The sequence below is a fragment of the Desulfococcus multivorans genome, assembly GCF_001854245.1.
GTDB lineage: Bacteria > Desulfobacterota > Desulfobacteria > Desulfobacterales > Desulfococcaceae > Desulfococcus > Desulfococcus multivorans.
The window spans coordinates 3,068,451-3,085,034 of record NZ_CP015381.1 but is presented as its reverse complement, the minus strand read 5'-3'; the positions used below and the strand labels follow the sequence as shown (position 1 = coordinate 3,085,034).

Here is a 16,584-nt window from a genome sequence, read left to right as displayed (position 1 = left end):
ATAAATTACGCCGCGATCTTTTCGGAAGATTCGGGGCCTGTCGTCCGGGATCGGCTATGGGGGGCGATGATGAAACGGATTACAGTAATGGTAGGGATCGGCATGGGCATTGTTCTGGCAGCGATTGCCTTGCACGGATGCCTGTCCTTCAGCCGAGGCGTCGGTCAAACGGTCGCACCCGAGCTGCGTCTGCCGCTTCAGGAAGGCGGTCCTTACACAGGAGCATGGGTTGCGCGCGACCTTGTGTTTTACTATGAATACGTCCGGCAGGGTGGGGACTTGACGGTTAAAGGAACCGTTGAATTCCGGGGGGGCGTCAGCAATTTCCCCGTCATCCAAACCTTTTATCTGGAAACCTATTATCTGAACGCAGCGGGCCAGGTGATCGCCGTCGGTCGACTTTACAACAGCGGTTGGGGAAAAGCGCTCGAACCCCTCCGGTTTATCCGGCGTCGGGCGATACCTCCTGAAGCCGTCGGGTGGGCTATCGGCTATTCCGGCAGGGCGATAGACAACGGTCCGGCTGGAGAGTCGGCGGACTGGTCCTTCTGGGATACCCCCTTCAAATAGATCCGGATATCATTCCATTTTTTACCTGAACGTCCAACTACCGGAATAAATCGTCAACCCCGGGACGGGTAACCTCATGATGTTCCGGTTCCAAACGCGAGGAGGCGCAGATGCAGGATAATGCAGCGTTAAACATTCTGAAGAGTGCGATGTTGTTGGAGATGCGAGGAAAGGCCTTCTACGAAAACGTGGCAGCACAGTCCGAGAACCCCGATATCAAGCAATTTTTCGAGGCCATGGCCGAGGAGGAGAGTCTTCATATCCGGATGCTGTCGGACCAATACCAATCCTATAAGCAGAGTGGAAAATTCAAGGCCGCGACATATGACGCCGCCTCGGGGAGTGTGGCCTCAACGGTTCTCAGTGCCGCCCTGAAGGAAAAGATTCAGGGCGCAGGCTATGAATCGGCCGCCATCCAGGCGGCCGCGGACATGGAGGAACGCGCCGTAAAACTCTATACGGAGCGTGCCCGCAACACCTCGGATCCCGGGGAAAAGCGGCTTTACGAGTGGCTTTCAGACTGGGAAAGCGGCCATTTGAAGGTATTGTTGGACATGGACCGGGCATTGACCGAGAAAATCTGGTATGACAATCGATTCTGGCCTTTTTGATTTCTGCCCCGCCTGCGGGACGCCGCTGATGCGCCTCTGGGAAAAGGGGATCGAGCGCCGACGTTGCCGACCGTGCGGAAGGACATACTACCGCAACCCCACCGTGGGCGTTGCGGTCATCGTGACGGCGGCGGACCGTCTTCTGCTGATCTGCCGCCGTGGATCTCATGAAGGTCTCTGGTGCATTCCCTGCGGTCATGTGGAGTGGAATGAAGAGGTTCGGACGGCGGCCGGCCGCGAGTTCGCGGAGGAGACCGGTCTTCTGGTGACCGTCGGGCCGGTGTTTGCCGTTCACTCCAATTTCCATGATCGATCCCGTCAGACGGTGGGCATCTGGTTCCGGGGAGAGGTCGTAGGGGGGGCGATGCATGCCGGTTCCGATGCTGCGGAGGTGCGGTTTTTTCCCCTGAATCGTCTGCCGGCCATGGCCTTTCCCACGGATGTGGCCGTCTGCCGTCAGCTCATGTCCGTTCTTTAAGAATTCAACTTTCGACTTTCATGATGTTGACCGGCACCGGCCTATGAAAGTCGAAAGTTAAGTAAGAAGATGATGGAGAAGGAATCCCTCACCCAACGCCATTTCCGTTAAAACGATGCCGGAGCTCCCGGCGTATTGACACACCCCGACAATATCGCTTATAGACGGAAGAGAAAAATATCGTCGTCCATAATAAGCGATAAGATACGGTGAGGAATTGAAATGGACTTAAACGGGGTGTTGCAGTATCCGGTTTGGGAGTTGGACGTGCTGGGCGGGGGGTTTTGGATTGCGCTGATCGCCGTCGTCCACGTTTATATCGCCCATTTCGCGGTGGGCGGCGGGCTTTTCATCGTCTTGACGGAAGCCAAGTCATACCGGGAAAATTCTCCGGCGATGCTGGATTACGTCAAGATGCACGCGGGATTTTTTCTGGTGCTGACCGCCGTATTCGGCGCCGTCACGGGGGTTGGCATCTGGTTTGTCATCTCTGTTCTGAGTCCCCAGGCGGCATCGATTCTGATCCATTATTTCTTCTTTGGGTGGGCGACGGAATGGGTCTTTTTTCTGGGCGAGATCGTGACGCTGTTCGTCTACTACTATACCTTCGGCAACATGGAGCGGAAAGCTCATCTCAGGATGGGCTGGCTCTACTTCATCCTCGGTTGGCTATCCCTTTTCGTCGTCAACGGCATCGTGGCGTTCATGCTGACCCCGGGAGAGTGGATGACCACCCGCGGTTTCTGGGATGGCTTTTTCAATCCATCCTTCTGGCCGTCCCTGGCGTTCCGGACGGCGATGGCATTCATGCTCGCCGGACTTTTCGGATATGTCACCGCACTCGCGGTTTCCGACGCTGATCTGCGGGAGCGCCTCCTCAGCTACTGCTCCAAATGGCTTTTGATACCACTGCCGATCATTCTCGGCACAGGCTGGTGGTATATCGCCGCCCTTCCTCCCGACCAGCAGAAAATGGTTCTCGACATCTCTCCGGAAACGCTCCGCTTCCTGAAGATTTTTCTCTGGATCTCTCCGGTGATCTTCACGGCGGGCATTCTCATGGCCTTTCGCGTCGGCCTTCCCGTCAAACGGGGCATCGCAGGGCTTCTGGTTCTCATTGGACTGGCCTACATGGGGTCTTTCGAATTTGTTCGAGAGGCGGCCCGGCGTCCCTATCTGATCCACGGATATCTCTACGCCAATGCAGCCCCCGCAAAAGCGGCGGATGAGATTCGGGAGACAGGTGTCCTCAAGGCGACGCGGTGGTCCAGGTATCAGGAGATCACCCCTGAAAACCGGATGTCGGTCGGGAAGGATCTCTTCAAATTTCTCTGCAGTGCCTGCCACTCGGTTGGCGGACCCATGCACGACATCCTTTCTCTCACGGAAAAGTTTTCTTTGGAGGGGATGTCGGCCATGTTGAACGGTATGGGCCGGATCAACACCTACATGCCGCCGTTTCCAGGCAACCCTGCCGAGCGGGATGCTCTGGCCGGCTATATCGTTCTGGGGCTTCACGGCAAAGCGACGGAAGCGGCGGTGAAGACCGAACCGATCCCGGTGGAGATGCCGCCTTTCAATCCTGGTGCCGACAACTATGTTCTGCTGGCCTGGAACGCCAAGGGGATGCACTGCGTTTCGGATGCCGACCGCTATTTCAGCTTTGCGACCCCCGGGAACGACATATACGCCCTTCTGATCCGTCGGGGTGAGATCCCTGAGCGAATTACAGAGGGTGTAACCCTTCGCTATCGTCTTGAGAAGGATTTCGCCGATCCCGCTGCTCACAGCGACTTCTGGAAATATGCCGGCCGGCTTACGGGAAAAGATCCGGCTGTCGGGACGGGGATTTCGGGTAAGCGCGTCGCCGACACGTTGGACTACGACGACGCGTCCGGAGCTTATGTCGCAACAGCGGTTCCGGTCATGCCCTATACCGAAAACGGCAAATTCATGCCTTATCCCCTCATGACGGTGTGGGCGGTGGACGACAAGGGTGTCGTTCTGGCGGAAACCTGCATCCCCGTTCCCGTTTCGACGGAAATGGGGTGCCGTTCCTGTCACGGCGGCGGTTGGCGTATGGACGGCAAGGCCGGCCTGTCGGACAAGACCGCCGAAGATATCCTGGCCGTTCATGACCGTATGAACAAGACCCGGCTCCTGGCGCAGGCTCAGGACGGAGATCCCGTGAGGTGTCAATCGTGTCATGACGCGGGAAAAGCGCAGATGAATCTGTCTGCGGCTATCCACGGCTTTCACGCCGTTCACCTGACGGAATCCGGTCCGGAAGCCTGCGCCGCATGCCACCCGGGCCGGCCTGAGGGCGTTACCCGGGCCTACCGGGGTATTCATCGGCAAATTGGATTGGATTGCACCCACTGTCACGGCGGAATGGCGGACCATGCCCTCAGCCTGCTGGCGGCGGAGCGGGAGTCGGGCAAAGCCTCGGCGGAGCGGATAGCGTCGCTTTTGAAGCCTGATGCCGTCGCCTCCGCGGAGGCCGTCAATCCCCGGAAGCCATGGGTCAACGAGCCTGACTGTCTGACCTGCCATGTGGGGTTTCAACCACCCGAATCCCTTGACGCCTTCAATCACTGGACGGCGGGGGAAGCAGATCTCTATCGGATGCGGACCGGCGGTGCCGGCCTCATGTGCGCCGCCTGCCACGGCAGTCCCCACGCCCTGTACCCGGCTGACAATCCCTTCGGAAACGACAGGGATAACATTCCACCCGTTCAGTACCAGGGTATGCCGTATCCTATGGGCGCCAACAGAAACTGCAAGGTATGCCACATGCGGGATATGAACGAGGAGGTGCATCATCCAAACTCTCTTGGAATGTTCCGCAATGCCGGATAACGCGTCGTGTTACTTTACGATCGCGTTTTCGGCTGAGGTCTTTCCGGGGACGGCATATTCCGACAGGCGTCCAGAAACTGGTCGAGAGCGCCGTAAAGCCGGGTAATGCTCTCGACGGCGACATGCTCATCGTCTGAATGCTGACTCTGGTCTCCGTCGGCGCCCCAAACCACCCCGGGAATGCCGTGGGCCGATAGAAAACGGGCGTCGCTGGCGCCGTCCTCCCAATCCAGCCGGACGTCAGGGACCATTTTTTCCAGGAGATCCAGAAAAGGGGTCCTGCCGGCCTTGAAGAGGGGTTCCTGAATCGTCACCGTCAGCACGCTTTGAATGCGTCGCTGCATTTCCTCGAGAAGTGCGGGGACGTCGTCGTGTTCGGCGTTCCTCGTCCCCCGTGATCAGAATGCCGAAGGACATATCTGCCTGTCCCCCGGATTGCCGCCTCAGCGCGGCAAGGGTATTCTTGAACAGCACAAGAGACAGGGCTACGGCGTATTTGTCGTCTACGGCGCCTCGACCGTAAAGCATTCCATCCTTTTCAACCGGCACGAACAGGGTATCCGGGCCGTTGACGACATCGAAATGGGTCACCAGAAGGATTTTTGTGCGCCCGGTATGGGGCAGCGCCCAGATGGAGGGGATGCCCGCCACGTCCTGCCGGTGGTAAACAACGTCGTATCGGTCGAGCCAGGCTTGGATATATCGGGCGCAATGATGAAGTTCATCCGTATCGGGCGTGCGTGTTTTGAAACGGATGAGCGTCTTGGTCAGCTCGACAATTTCCCGCATGTTTCTCGCCTTTCTTTGCCGGTGAATTGTGATGGAAGAGCCGCGGCTGTTTTCCATTTCCATATGGAGCTTGGCGCGAAAGCGGCCGCAGGGTCAAGACGATGGGGCTTTACAGGATTTTACCACTGAACACATGGCCGTTCAGGTTGACAAGTCTCGGCAATTATTCCTATCATTGCCGATAGATGTTTCTGTAGAGGCATGAGGATGATTTCGGGGACGAAATGGGACAAGGAGAGACATGATGAAGGATTGCGGAGGTCTGCCGAGGCGGGAAAATGATAACGATCGTTCGAGAATCGGCGGTTTTTCCCGAAGAGATTTTCTGTGGATGCTGCCCGTTGGGGGAATAGGGATGGTCATGGGGTGTGCCGTGGATCCCGTTACGGGGCGTTCCCAGCTGATGCTGGTATCGGAATCTCAGGAGGTTGAGATCGATCGGCAGTACTCGCCAAGACAATATTCAGCGGACTACGGTATCATTCAGGATACGGCATTGAATCGGTACATCGGTCAGGTCGGCCAGAGCCTTGTCCCGCATACCCATCGTACGGGGATGCCGTACGCTTTCAAGACCGTAAATGCCGTTTACGTGAATGCCTATGCCTTCCCCGGGGGAAGCATCGCGGTAACTCGGGGCATCCTGCTCGAACTGGCTGATGAAGCGGCCCTGGCCGGGTTGCTGGGACATGAACTCGGACATGTCAATGCGCGCCATACCGCCGAGCAGATGTCCAAGAGCCAGATTTCTTCAGTGCTGCTCACCGGACTTCAGGCCGCCGCCGGCCTCGGTGCCGCTTCGTATGCCGATATCGCCGGGCAACTGGGTATGCTTGGTGCAAGCCTTCTTCTGGCCTCATACAGCCGCGATAACGAGCGAGAGGCCGACGCCCTGGGGAACGCTTACATGGTTAAGGCCGGCTACAGCACAGATGGCTTCGTGGCGCTGATGGAAATGCTCAATTCCCTTTCAAAAGAAAGGCCCGGCTATACGGACGTTCTTTTTTCAACGCACCCCATGAGCGATGAGCGGTACCGAACGGCCGTGGACGCCGCTCGGACAACCTATCAAGGTTCGCGCAGCGCGCCGCGCCGTCGGGAGCGTTACATGGATAACACCGCCAGGCTTCGCGCCATGAAAGGGGCCGTCGAGCTCATGCAGAAAGGGGAAACAGCGCTTTCCAAAAAGCGGTACGACGAGGCTGAGTCTCTCCTCGATAGTGCATTGAAGCAGGCACCCGAGGATTATGCGGGCCTCGTCATGATGTCGAAATGCCTGGCGGTTCAAAAAAAGAGCCGGGAGGCGGAATCCTATGCCGACAGGGCCAAGGCCGTCTATCCGGGGGAGGGACAGGCCTGGTATGTCGGCGGTTTTGCACAGCTCGATCAAAAGAAGTATCCGGAAGCCTATCGGTCCTTCGACCGTTATGATCGGTTGTTGCCGGGAAATGCCAATGCGACGTTTTATAAAGGATACGCGTTGGAGGGAATGGGCGACAAGACGACCGCGGCAGCACATTACCAGAAGTATCTTCAAGCGACACAACAGGGGGCTCAGGCACAGCATGCGTACAACCGGCTCGTGGCGTGGGGCTATATCCGAAAATGATCCCGGCGGGCTCTCTCAGGGCAAAGACGTGTCGTCCGGCGATCCGAAGCGATCTTTCAGGTTGACACCCCGTCTGCGGTTGCATATGTAACAGACCGTTTTCATGTATCCGCCGATGCCGTCGCCTCGGGAATACGGTATGCGGGTCTGTCATCTCAGGAAGGACGGCCGTTTTGCTGGGAACACTGGTCAACACATTGGCAATCGTTTGCGGCGCCCTGGCGGGGCTTTTGCTGCGGGGCGGCGCGCCCGAAAAATACACGTCGACGGTGATGCATGCCATCAGCCTCGCCGTCATTCTGATCGGCCTGAAGGGCGCCATCGACACACCGGACATCCTGCTGGTGATTTTCAGCCTGGCCATCGGTAGCGTCATCGGTGAGATGCTTCGCATCGAAGAGCGCCTGGAGCGTTTCGGAAACCGCCTTGAGCGACGTTTTTCCAAAGAGGAGGGCGGGTTCTCGAAAGGCTTTGTTGCCGCAAGCCTGCTCTTCTGTGTTGGATCCATGGCCATTGTAGGCGCTATGGAGAGCGGACTTACAGGAGACCACAAGACCCTCTACGCCAAGTCCGTTCTTGACGGTGTGGCCGCCGTTGTCTTCGGGTCGACCTTCGGTATCGGCGTTCTTTTTTCTGCTGTTTCAGTCTTCTGCTATCAGGGGTTCATCACCTTCACGGCGACGCTCATCAAACCGTTTCTTGTACCGGCGGTCGTCAGTCAAATGTCGGCAGTCGGTGGTTTGCTCATAATGGCCATAGGCTTCAATATGCTCGAGATCAAGCGGATCAAGGTGGGCAACATGCTGCCCGCTATCTTCATCCCTCTCGCCTATTACATCGTTCGCAGATTCGCACCCTTTTAGCCGAGGGAGCTGAAAGGGTGACGGCAATCAAAGACGCTAATCGTGGTCGAAGACATATCCCACCGCCCGGAGGCTTTTGAAAAAAACCGGCTTTTTAGGGTTTTCCTCGAAATATTTGCGCAAGCGAACGATGAAATTGTCCACCGTTCGGGTCGTCGTCTTTCCGGTATAGCCCCAGCCTACCTTGAGAAGTTTGCTGCGGGAGAGGGGCTTGCCACGATGGGCGATAAAAAGTTTCATCAGCCGCAACTCCTGCTCAGTGAGGTGGATCCTGCCGCACCGGCATTGGGCCGTCGCCGTCCGGAAGTCGATCGTGTTGCCGCCGAAAACATAGACTGTCGGTGTCGTGTCCAGGACCGTATCCCGGGCATCTTCGCATCCTCCGGACCATGCGCATCGCTTGAGCAGGCGTTCGATGCGGAGCAGCAGCTCGTCCAGGTGGAACGGTTTGGTCAGATAGTCGTCCACCCCGTATGAAAGCCCTTTGATCTTATCGTTGTGAGCGCTTTTGGCAGACAGGATCAGAATGGGAATCTGGTCGTCCTCGAGGCGGATATGCTGAAGAACCGATAATCCGTCAATCACCGGTAGCATGATGTCGAGGATGATGAGATCGGGTCGCTCTGTCTTCCAACGTCTCAGGGCATCGCCGCCGTCCCTGGCGATGATCGGCGAATAGCCCTGAAGGGTGAGGTTCAGCTTCAACCCTTCCGCAATATGGCTTTCATCCTCGACGATCAGGATGCGTTTTTTGTTTTTTCTGATCATGGCATTCCTCAACAAACCGCGATTGACATCGATTCCCTTTCCAGATCTCGGGGTCAACGGCGACGTGGCAGAAGCAGGGTGAAGACCGCGCCTTCCCCGGGTCCGTCACTGGAGGCGATCACCCGACCTTTGTGGAGCCTGGCGATATTCTGCACCAGATAAAGCCCCAGGCCGCTCCCCTTGGCCGTCATATCATCGGAGCGTCCCACCTGATAAAACTTTTTGAAAATCCGTTTGATTTCCGTTTTTGGGATGCCGATGCCGTTGTCCCGGAAATGGACGGCGAGGCGCTGTTTCTGCCTCTCGAAAACGATATCGATTCTGGGCGTCCGGGAAGTGTTGTATTTAATGGCATTGGTAAATATATTGATCAGGAACATTTCGAAAAGGGGGACGTTGACGGTGTATGTGAAAGGCGCATCATCGGGATCGTGGATCTCAATTTGACATCCTTCGAACAGGTGGTGGTTTTCGGTGATGAAGTCTTTCACCAGTTGAACCATGTCGGAATCGACAAATGCTCCCGCATAGCTCTTGCTCTCGATGCGGGCAAGATTCAGGATGCGACTGATGTTGTCGGAGAGGCGTCCGACGTCCTGAAGCATATAGCGGATATAGGTGATCTGATCGGTTCTGGGAATGTCGTGTTTGAGAAAAGTTTCAAGAAAAAGCTTCAGAGACGTCACGGGGGTTTTGAGTTCATGGGTGAAGCTGTTGATGAAATTGTGCTGAAGGCGATACAGTTGAACAGTTTTCTGGCTGTAGACGAAAATGGCGAAGATGCCGATGAGAATGATGCCCACGAGGATGGACAACACCAGAATCACCATCCATGTTTCCGATTTCAGCACCTGCTGGGGATCGATGTTGAATTTTCGGGCGATGGTTTCCAGGTTCTTGCTGGCTTTGGTGTACCAGTATATCGACAGAAACAGCGACAGCACCAGGGCCAGTATGGAGAAGATGAAAACAAATAAGGGGTGATAAAACCATCGTGTATGTTTCATAATTGACTGCCCTCATATACCGGCGAATCCTGAATGTCAATTTTCGTCATCTCACGGGAGTGTCCGGACATGATGCCGGGTTCGGTTTATGCTCAGCGCTTACGTTCGTTGACGCGTAAACGTAATATCGACCGGAATTCGGCAGGGAGACGCTTCCCGCAGGGATCATGGCGTCCAGGTGCGGTGTCCGGGGGGACAAAAACCCACTGATCAAAAAATAAATACAACCGTTCGCTCTGTTCAGTCAACATTACGAAAGTCAGGTTAAGGAGATTCAGTGACGACATATCCGATATGCAGATCCTCCGCTTCAGAGATAGGGTGGCCCGAGATGATCCCCGGCAGACTGATCAAGCGATATCGACGATTTCTGGCGGACGTGGTGCTCGAAAACGGTCAGGCAGTAACGGCGCACTGTCCGAATTCAGGAAAGATGACGAGCTGCTGCGAGCCTGGAATGCCGGTTTACCTGTCCTTTCATGATAATCCGAAACGAAAATTGAAGTATACCTGGGAAATAATCAGAATGCCGACATCTCTGGTCGGCGTCAATACATTGGTCCCCAACCGTCTTGTGGCGGCATCCATTGGTCAGGGGCTTGTCGAGGAGCTTTCGGGGTATGCATCGGTCCAACGGGAGGCATCGGTAGGCCGCAACAGCCGAATTGACCTTTTGTTGTCCGACGGTGCGGGCGGCCGATGCTATGTTGAGGTGAAAAACTGCACCTGGGTTCAAGACGGAGTGGCGTCTTTTCCCGATGCCGTCACCGCTCGGGGCTTGAAACACCTGGTGGAGCTTCGGCGGTTGGCGAAAAAAGGCGACAGATGTGTCATGTTTTACCTGATTCAGCGCATGGACGCCGAGTATTTTGTCCCGGCGGATGAGATCGATCCGAAGTATGGCGAGGGGCTGCGGCTTGCGGCGAAGGAGGGGGTTGAAATTCTTGTATTCGATGTGGTGATAACGTTGGAGTGGATTCGGTTGAATAAAAGAATTCCCTACCGATTGTGAGGTGAAGGAATTCCCCGACCGGGAAAAAAATGTTTACAAAATCAGCATGATCTTATATTAACGAATTGCAAATTTGTTATGATTACCAATGTATGGGCTGCTTTCTTTCTGTTTAACCGGTTATACACGCAAAGAGGGTTTTTATGGCAAAAAAAACAACGGTAAAATCAACCTCCAAAAAGAAGACCGTCGCGAAGAAAAAAAAGACCATGAGTGCAGGTGCCAGGCAGGGCGGTAAAAAAACGCCGGCGGCGAAAACGGCGACGGCGGGGAAAAAAACAACCGTAAAACAGAAAAATCCGTCTTCAAATGATCTGCTGATGAGAAAATTTGACCGGTGGCAGCCGGAGCATCTGTATGCAGCGCCGAAGGACGCAGACTACGCGGCGGGTTTTTCGGCGCCGCCCCGTATCGATGAAGGCGACAGCCGCATGCGGGATATTTTGAGCCGGAAATTCGATTTCGATTTTGCGGCGGTGTCGAAGCCGCCGAAGCCGAGGCGCACGACAGCCGAGCTTCTGCGGCTGAAGTTTGACCGGTGGCAGCCGGAGCATCTGTATGCAGCGCCGAAGGACGCAGACTACGCGGCGGGTTTTTCGGCGCCGCCCCGTATCGATGAAGGCGACAGCCGCATGCGGGATATTTTGAGCCGGAAATTCGATTTCGATTTTGCGGCGGTGTCGAAGCCGCCGAAGCCGAGGCGCACGACAGCCGAGCTTCTGCGGCTGAAGTTTGACCGGTGGCAGCCGGAGCATCTGTATGCAGCGCCGAAGGACGCAGACTACGCGGCGGGTTTTTCGGCGCCGCCCCGTATCGATGAAGGCGACAGCCGCATGCGGGATATTTTGAGCCGGAAATTCGATTTCGATTTTGCGGCGGTGTCGAAGCCGCCGAAGCCGAAGCGCACGACAGCCGAGCTTCTGCGGCTGAAGTTTGACCGGTGGCAGCCGGAGCATCTGTATGCAGCGCCGAAGGACGCAGACTACGCGGCGGGTTTTTCGGCGCCGCCCCGTATCGATGAAGGCGACAGCCGCATGCGGGAGATTTTGAGCCGGAAATTCGATTTTGATTTTGCAGAGCTGGCCGAGAAGGCCGAGGCGGAGCGGAAAGCCGCTGAGGAGAAGGCTGCCGCCGAGAAGGCCGAGGCGGAGCGGAAAGCCGCTGAGGAGAAGGCTGCCGCCGAGAAGGCCGAGGCGGAGCGGAAAGCCGCCGAGGAGAAGGCTGCCGCCGAGAAGGCCGAGGCGGAGCGGAAAGCCGCCGAGGAGAAGGCTGCCGCCGAGAAGGCCGAGGCGGAGCGGAAAGCCGCCGAGGAGAAGGCTGCCGCCGAGAAGGCCGAGGCGGAGCGGAAAGCTGCCGAGGAGAAGGCTGCCGCCGAGAAGGCCGAGGCGGAGCGGAAAGCCGCCGAGGAGAAGGCAAGGGCGAAAAAAAAGGCCGATCCAGTGGAAAAAGCCGTCCGGTATACGGTTGCCTGTCTGGCGGTCGTTTTTACCTTGATCGTGGCTGCCAGTTTCTCAAACCACTCCCGATATTACCTGAGATCCGACGGCGATGCATTGGCGGTGTGGAAGGGCCGATTCTCTCCGGTTGGAACAGTTCGGATTGCCAAGCTTTCCGGAATGTCCATGCCGTCTGCCCTCAAGGATGTCTATACCCGGACGGAAGCGCTCACACTGATCCTGGACCATTATATTTCAAAAGCCGACGCACTCTTCGCAGAGGAGGCGCCAGACCTTGAGCAGATCCATTCATACCTGATGGAAGCGCAGACTTTTGCCTTTAACGATGAATATCGGAATGCGGTGGAAACGCGGCTGATCAGGGTCTCTTTCATGGAGACGCTTTTCAGGGCTGATGCGGCGATTGCCAAGGGAGGCCCGGCGGATCTTCAAAAAGCCCTCGAGATCCTTCAGGAGGCTGCGGCCCTCGATTTGACCGAGCAACAAGCTTTGATCGTTGAAAAACGGCTTGAGACCGTCAAGGGTATCCTGGACGGGGCCCAGGCGATTACCGGCGCCGCACCCGGGACGGCAGCCCCTGAACAGGCACCTGAACCCGGGGCCTCCGTTCCGGATCAACATTCTACGGAAACGATATCTGAAGACGGAAAATCTGAAATGACCATCTGAGGTATCGCATCAGACCGCTGTACACAAAAGCGAATTGCAGGCCCGGTTTTCCGCGACTGCAATTCGCTTTTTATATTTCCCCTTCAACTGTCGACGGAAACCGAACAATGGGCCGCCGAACTGGCGCAATACAGCGGGTATACCCTTGGATTTGGGAAGCGGGCATTCTATGCCCAGATCGATCTGGCAGAGGCTGCGGCTTATCGTTATGCGACGGAATCCATGGTGGTCAACAGCATGGACATGGATGCCGGGGAAGGCATCTCCGCCTTTCTGGAAAAGCGGTCGCCGGTATGGAAAAAGCGAGACCGATAGGTCGGACCGACGGCGTTTTTTCCCTTGGTGGGTGCGGCAAAAAAAGGGAGCAGAATATGATATCTGCTCCCTTGGAGAAACGAAGAACGAAGGGTGTAAGAAGAGACTACCGTTTCGAGAACTGGAAGCGCGCTCTTGCACCTTTCTGACCGTATTTTTTCCGCTCCTTGACCCGAGGATCGCGTTTCACAAAACCTGCTTTTTTCAGAATCGGTCTCAAATCCGGATCCATCTCGATGAGCGCCCGCGTCAGGCCATGACGAATCGCGCCGACCTGTCCCGATATACCCCCTCCGGACACGGTGACGTTGATGTCAAAGCTGTCTATATTATTGGTGATGTTAAGCGGTTGGATCAGGGTCAGCCGCATCGATTCCGTTGGAATGTAATCCCCGATTTCCCGGTTGTTGATCAGGATCTTCCCTCTGCCGGGTTTTATCCAGGTTCTGGCTACTGCCGTTTTGCGTCTTCCTGTTGCGTAAAAAACCGTTTCTTTTTCCATGAATTGCCTCAATCGATTGGATCAGTGATTTTAAACAAGGGATCTTCAGATTTGAATCAGAATTCCAGAACCTCGGGTTGCTGCGCGGTGTGTGGATGATCGCTGCCGGAATACACCTTCAGCTTTTTGATCAACCGTTTACCCAGTCTGTTCTTGGGCAGCATTCCCTTGACGGCGAAGCGGATGATGTCCTCCGGTTTTTTGTTCAGCAATTCTTTGGCAGTGGTCGCCGTCAGTCCGCCGGTATAACCGCTGTGCCGGTAGTAGGTTTTCTGCTCCATTTTGCGGCCGGTCAGGACGATCTTGTCCGCATTGATAACGACGATATTATCGCCGGTATCCACATGGGGTGTAAACAATGGATGATGCTTGCCGCGGATTCGATGTGCGATTCTGCTTGCCAATCTGCCCAATACGATGCCGTTGGCATCGACGACATACCATTTGCCGATCTTGTCTGATTCTTTGGCGCTATATGTATATTTTTTCACCGTATTCCACTCCCTGTCATTTATATAATCAGATATACATAGAATAAGACTTGCATATTGTCAATAAAAAATAATGCCCCCACTATCATCCGGGAATTGACATGACGTTTCGCCTTTACTAAACTTTGCTGAACTTGTAAACGGATTTTCGACCGAAAAACGGGCGATACGGATGGGCGTTACGGCAGGAAGGCCATATCCATCGGCCGCTGGTGCGATCGGAGCGTCAATGGCTCCATCGGAATCTTTTATCTTGCTATCCATAATGCACAGGAAACATTTTTAATGTCCCTTGAAATCGAAGTCAAGTTTTACCTGGATCCGAGCCTGCTTTCTCGCGGTGAGATTCTGGATCGTATTGAAGTGTTGGGGGGGCGTTCCGACGGTCGAATCTTTGAGCGAAATATTCGTTTCGAAGATAAGGCAAACAGCCTTTTGGAGCGGAACGCCCTGTTGCGGTTACGAAAAGACCGCCGTGCCAGATTGACCTTCAAATCGGAAGTTCCCGGCATCTCGGCTCAGGACCGGGAGCGGTTTAAGATATTCGAGGAACTCGAGATCGAGGTCAGTGACTTTGCCGTCACGACACAGATTCTCGAAGCCCTTGGATTTCATCCTGTCCAGATTTACGAGAAATGGCGGGAGACATTCGTGATGGGGGAGTGCCTTATCTGCATGGATACCCTGCCATTTGGAGAATTTCTCGAAATCGAGGGGAAACGGGAGACCATCCCCGGGCTGGCCGATCGCATCGGCCTCGACTGGGATCGACGGATTCTCGAAACCTATCTGGGCATTTTCGCCCAACTGAGGACGGCCTTGGAACTGCCCTTTTCCGATGTAACATTCGATCAATTCCGAGGGTTCTCCGGCGGCACAACGCCGGAGGATCTTTCAGTTCATATCCGCCGGTTTGAATCCAGTCGACAGCGGCCGGAGCACTTGACGTCATGACGCTGGATACGATTTCGGTCTTTTCGCTCAATATCCGATTCGGTCTTGCAGATGACGGGCCCAACGCCTGGCGTTTCAGGAAAGCGGTGTTCCCCGCTCTGATAGAACAGTATCCGTCTGATTTCAAGGCCTTTCAAGAGGTGAACAATTTTCAGGCCGATGATCTGGCGGCAATGCTTCCCGATTATGACCACGTGGGCCGGCGGACCCCCGCGCCCCCCTTCTGGCAGAACAACATCATTTTTTATCGACGACCGTGGCAGTGTCATCATGTCGACCATTTTTTTCTGAGCCCCACCCCGGATATCCCGAGCCGTTTTCGAAAAAGCCGATGGCCTCGGCAATGCACCCTGGCCGTTTTCGAGAGAAAAGGGCGGCAGGTGGTTTGCGTCAATACCCATTTCGATTTCAACGAAGAGGTGCAGGCCGACAGTGCGGCGGTCATTCTGGATCGCCTTGACCGTCTGGAGCTCAACGCCTCGACGATTCTGACGGGAGATTTCAATGCATCTCCGGAAAGTCGCTGCCACCAAGTGTTTATCGAGGGGGATCCGGAGGCGGGAACGGCGGATGGGCGCCGATTCCGTAACGCCTTCGAGCCGCCTTATCCGGCAACGCACCACGGATTTTCAGGAGCCCGGATCGGTGATCACATTGATTGGATACTCTATCGGGGCGATCTTCGGCTGAACTGTGCCAAGGTGATTTACCATACCGTTGACGGACGTTATCCATCCGATCATTTTCCGTTGTGGGCGGAATTTCATTGGGCATCTTCGAAAGGATGAGGATCAACATCACTGTGTTGACGGCGTCGCCTTTCGTCTTCGGATATGAATCGCATCGCCGATTCCGACGTCCAGACATTGGTGAGCATTGCCGCCGCTGACGGCGATTTCGAGATAACCCCGGCTGCCGATCAAAGCAAGGCACCTTTTCGCATCAGGAGCGCCATAGGCGTGGGAAAGGCCCGGCAGCCTGATGTCGCGGATCTGAATCTCAAAGGGCGCCCCCGATGGTGCCAGCCGGTCCAGATCAAGGTGGTGGATGTCGGTTAGAAGGTTGCCGAAACGGTCGGCCCCGATGACGGTGCCCACGAGGGTTCCATCGGGAAATCTTCGAGGTGCCGAAAGCTCGATGGGGACCATCTGCTGAAGCGAAATCGGGGGACCCAGGGCTTCGGTGGACACGCCCCGAAGCAAATGGGCCGCTACCGGAGCGAAGATGTCCCGACCATGGAAGGTATGACTGACCTTTGGGAGGAAAAAATCGGAATTGTCGACGCGAACGAGGGTCTCGACCGCCGCTTCCTGAAGCAGGGGGAAAAGAATGCCGTTATCCGGAGCGATAAAACGGTGGCCGCCCGCATTGGCCGCCAGAATATGCCTGTCAGTGCCTACTCCCGGATCGATGACACAGACATGCACGGTCTTCTCCGGAAAATAGCGGAAAGCGGCCCGGATCATTCGCGCGGCCGCGGAAACGTCCTGGGGCGGGATGTCATGGCTGATATCGATGATTGTGGCGGTCGGATGAAGCGTCAGAATGACGCCTTTCATGACCCCGACGTATTCATCGGATAATCCAAAATCCGTCAACAATGTCGCACAGTTCACAGCAGCATCCTCGT

At 55.6% G+C, this 16,584-nt stretch carries 17 protein-coding genes; 10 read left to right on the top strand and 7 right to left on the bottom strand.

The genetic code is table 11. The annotated features are described in order from the left end of the window. Positions 1–69 precede the first annotated feature (69 nt). From dmul_RS13420 to dmul_RS13405, 4 genes are all read left to right on the top strand, one after another. Positions 70–570, top strand: a complete 501-nt coding sequence (locus dmul_RS13420) for a hypothetical protein (RefSeq protein WP_144016594.1) — start codon at positions 70–72, stop codon at positions 568–570. A gap of 110 nt (positions 571–680) precedes the next feature. Then, positions 681–1,181: a ferritin-like domain-containing protein gene (locus dmul_RS13415; RefSeq protein ID WP_020878495.1), complete on the top strand. Its 501-nt coding sequence runs from the start codon at positions 681–683 to the stop codon at positions 1,179–1,181. After that, entirely contained in the window at positions 1,156–1,659 is a 504-nt protein-coding gene (locus dmul_RS13410; protein ID WP_040416614.1) for a nucleotide triphosphate diphosphatase NUDT15, read from the top strand. The genes dmul_RS13415 and dmul_RS13410 overlap by 26 nt, the downstream gene beginning before the upstream one ends. Positions 1,660–1,881: 222 nt before the next feature. Further along, positions 1,882–4,518: a cytochrome ubiquinol oxidase subunit I gene (locus dmul_RS13405; protein ID WP_020878493.1), complete on the top strand. Its 2,637-nt coding sequence runs from the start codon at positions 1,882–1,884 to the stop codon at positions 4,516–4,518. Between the two features lie 14 nt (positions 4,519–4,532). Here dmul_RS13405 and dmul_RS13400 read toward each other — a convergent pair whose 3' ends face one another. Both dmul_RS13400 and dmul_RS13395 read right to left on the bottom strand, forming a co-directional pair. Next, a complete protein-coding gene (locus tag dmul_RS13400) occupies positions 4,533–4,769 on the bottom strand; it encodes a hypothetical protein (protein ID WP_040416612.1) in 237 nt (78 codons plus the stop codon). Continuing rightward, complete coding sequence (locus tag dmul_RS13395; RefSeq protein WP_020878492.1) at positions 4,759–5,307, bottom strand: M20/M25/M40 family metallo-hydrolase; 549 nt, start codon at positions 5,305–5,307, stop codon at positions 4,759–4,761. The genes dmul_RS13400 and dmul_RS13395 overlap by 11 nt, the downstream gene beginning before the upstream one ends. 241 nt (positions 5,308–5,548) lie before the next feature. On the opposite strand from dmul_RS13395, the gene dmul_RS13390 reads away from it, so the two are divergent. After that, entirely contained in the window at positions 5,549–6,916 is a 1,368-nt protein-coding gene (locus dmul_RS13390; RefSeq protein ID WP_234979205.1) for a M48 family metalloprotease, read from the top strand. A 173-nt stretch (positions 6,917–7,089) separates the two neighbouring features. Beyond that, a complete protein-coding gene (locus tag dmul_RS13385; RefSeq protein WP_020878490.1) occupies positions 7,090–7,779 on the top strand; it encodes a DUF554 domain-containing protein in 690 nt (229 codons plus the stop codon). 36 nt (positions 7,780–7,815) lie between these two features. Here the strand turns inward: dmul_RS13385 and dmul_RS13380 are convergent, their stop codons facing one another. Together dmul_RS13380 and dmul_RS13375 are read right to left on the bottom strand one after the other, a co-directional pair. Continuing rightward, a complete protein-coding gene (locus dmul_RS13380; RefSeq protein WP_020878489.1) occupies positions 7,816–8,547 on the bottom strand; it encodes a response regulator transcription factor in 732 nt (243 codons plus the stop codon). A gap of 53 nt (positions 8,548–8,600) precedes the next feature. Continuing rightward, positions 8,601–9,554 (bottom strand): sensor histidine kinase, encoded by a 954-nt coding sequence (locus tag dmul_RS13375; protein WP_020878488.1) that lies wholly within the window; start codon positions 9,552–9,554, stop codon positions 8,601–8,603. Positions 9,555–9,885: 331 nt separating this feature from the next. Here dmul_RS13375 and sfsA point away from each other — a divergent pair, with 331 nt between their 5' ends. Together sfsA and dmul_RS20625 are read left to right on the top strand one after the other, a co-directional pair. Next, positions 9,886–10,566: a DNA/RNA nuclease SfsA gene (gene sfsA, locus dmul_RS13370; RefSeq protein ID WP_040416631.1), complete on the top strand. Its 681-nt coding sequence runs from the start codon at positions 9,886–9,888 to the stop codon at positions 10,564–10,566. A gap of 143 nt (positions 10,567–10,709) precedes the next feature. Next, on the top strand, positions 10,710–12,692 hold the full coding sequence (locus dmul_RS20625) for a hypothetical protein (RefSeq protein WP_179947867.1): 1,983 nt from the start codon (positions 10,710–10,712) through the stop codon (positions 12,690–12,692). A 421-nt stretch (positions 12,693–13,113) separates the two neighbouring features. Here the strand turns inward: dmul_RS20625 and rpsI are convergent, their stop codons facing one another. Continuing rightward, the gene (gene rpsI / locus dmul_RS13360) at positions 13,114–13,509 is read right to left on the bottom strand and encodes a 30S ribosomal protein S9 (protein WP_020877182.1); all 396 of its coding nucleotides are present in this window, start codon (positions 13,507–13,509) and stop codon (positions 13,114–13,116) included. A gap of 56 nt (positions 13,510–13,565) precedes the next feature. Then, the gene (gene rplM / locus dmul_RS13355) at positions 13,566–14,000 is read right to left on the bottom strand and encodes a 50S ribosomal protein L13 (protein ID WP_020877183.1); all 435 of its coding nucleotides are present in this window, start codon (positions 13,998–14,000) and stop codon (positions 13,566–13,568) included. 285 nt (positions 14,001–14,285) lie between these two features. On the opposite strand from rplM, the gene dmul_RS13350 reads away from it, so the two are divergent. Together dmul_RS13350 and dmul_RS13345 are read left to right on the top strand one after the other, a co-directional pair. Then, a complete protein-coding gene (locus dmul_RS13350) occupies positions 14,286–14,954 on the top strand; it encodes a class IV adenylate cyclase (RefSeq protein ID WP_020877184.1) in 669 nt (222 codons plus the stop codon). Continuing rightward, positions 14,951–15,742, top strand: coding sequence for an endonuclease/exonuclease/phosphatase family protein (locus dmul_RS13345; RefSeq protein ID WP_020877185.1), 792 nt, complete (start codon positions 14,951–14,953; stop codon positions 15,740–15,742). The genes dmul_RS13350 and dmul_RS13345 overlap by 4 nt, the downstream gene beginning before the upstream one ends. Positions 15,743–15,751: 9 nt before the next feature. On the opposite strand, the gene dmul_RS13340 is transcribed toward dmul_RS13345, so the two are convergent. Beyond that, a complete protein-coding gene (locus dmul_RS13340) occupies positions 15,752–16,570 on the bottom strand; it encodes an SAM hydrolase/SAM-dependent halogenase family protein (RefSeq protein WP_020877186.1) in 819 nt (272 codons plus the stop codon). Positions 16,571–16,584: the final 14 nt, after the last annotated feature.

Bases quoted from the DNA above. Each gene is read 5' to 3' on its own strand.
- dmul_RS13375 (WP_020878488.1), bottom strand. From the start codon at position 9,554: ATGAAACATACACGATGGTTTTATCACCCCTTATTTGTTTTCATCTTC.
- dmul_RS13405 (WP_020878493.1), top strand. From the start codon at position 1,882: ATGGACTTAAACGGGGTGTTGCAGTATCCGGTTTGGGAGTTGGACGTG.
- dmul_RS13400 (WP_040416612.1), bottom strand. From the start codon at position 4,769: ATGGTCCCTGACGTCCGGCTGGATTGGGAGGACGGCGCCAGCGACGCC.
- dmul_RS20625 (WP_179947867.1), top strand. From the start codon at position 10,710: ATGGCAAAAAAAACAACGGTAAAATCAACCTCCAAAAAGAAGACCGTC.
- dmul_RS13350 (WP_020877184.1), top strand. From the start codon at position 14,286: ATGTCCCTTGAAATCGAAGTCAAGTTTTACCTGGATCCGAGCCTGCTT.
- dmul_RS13380 (WP_020878489.1), bottom strand. From the start codon at position 8,547: ATGATCAGAAAAAACAAAAAACGCATCCTGATCGTCGAGGATGAAAGC.
- dmul_RS13415 (WP_020878495.1), top strand. From the start codon at position 681: ATGCAGGATAATGCAGCGTTAAACATTCTGAAGAGTGCGATGTTGTTG.
- dmul_RS13410 (WP_040416614.1), top strand. From the start codon at position 1,156: ATGACAATCGATTCTGGCCTTTTTGATTTCTGCCCCGCCTGCGGGACG.
- dmul_RS13345 (WP_020877185.1), top strand. From the start codon at position 14,951: ATGACGCTGGATACGATTTCGGTCTTTTCGCTCAATATCCGATTCGGT.
- sfsA (WP_040416631.1), top strand. From the start codon at position 9,886: ATGATCCCCGGCAGACTGATCAAGCGATATCGACGATTTCTGGCGGAC.
- dmul_RS13395 (WP_020878492.1), bottom strand. From the start codon at position 5,307: ATGCGGGAAATTGTCGAGCTGACCAAGACGCTCATCCGTTTCAAAACA.
- dmul_RS13390 (WP_234979205.1), top strand. From the start codon at position 5,549: ATGATGAAGGATTGCGGAGGTCTGCCGAGGCGGGAAAATGATAACGAT.
- rpsI (WP_020877182.1), bottom strand. From the start codon at position 13,509: ATGGAAAAAGAAACGGTTTTTTACGCAACAGGAAGACGCAAAACGGCA.
- dmul_RS13420 (WP_144016594.1), top strand. From the start codon at position 70: ATGAAACGGATTACAGTAATGGTAGGGATCGGCATGGGCATTGTTCTG.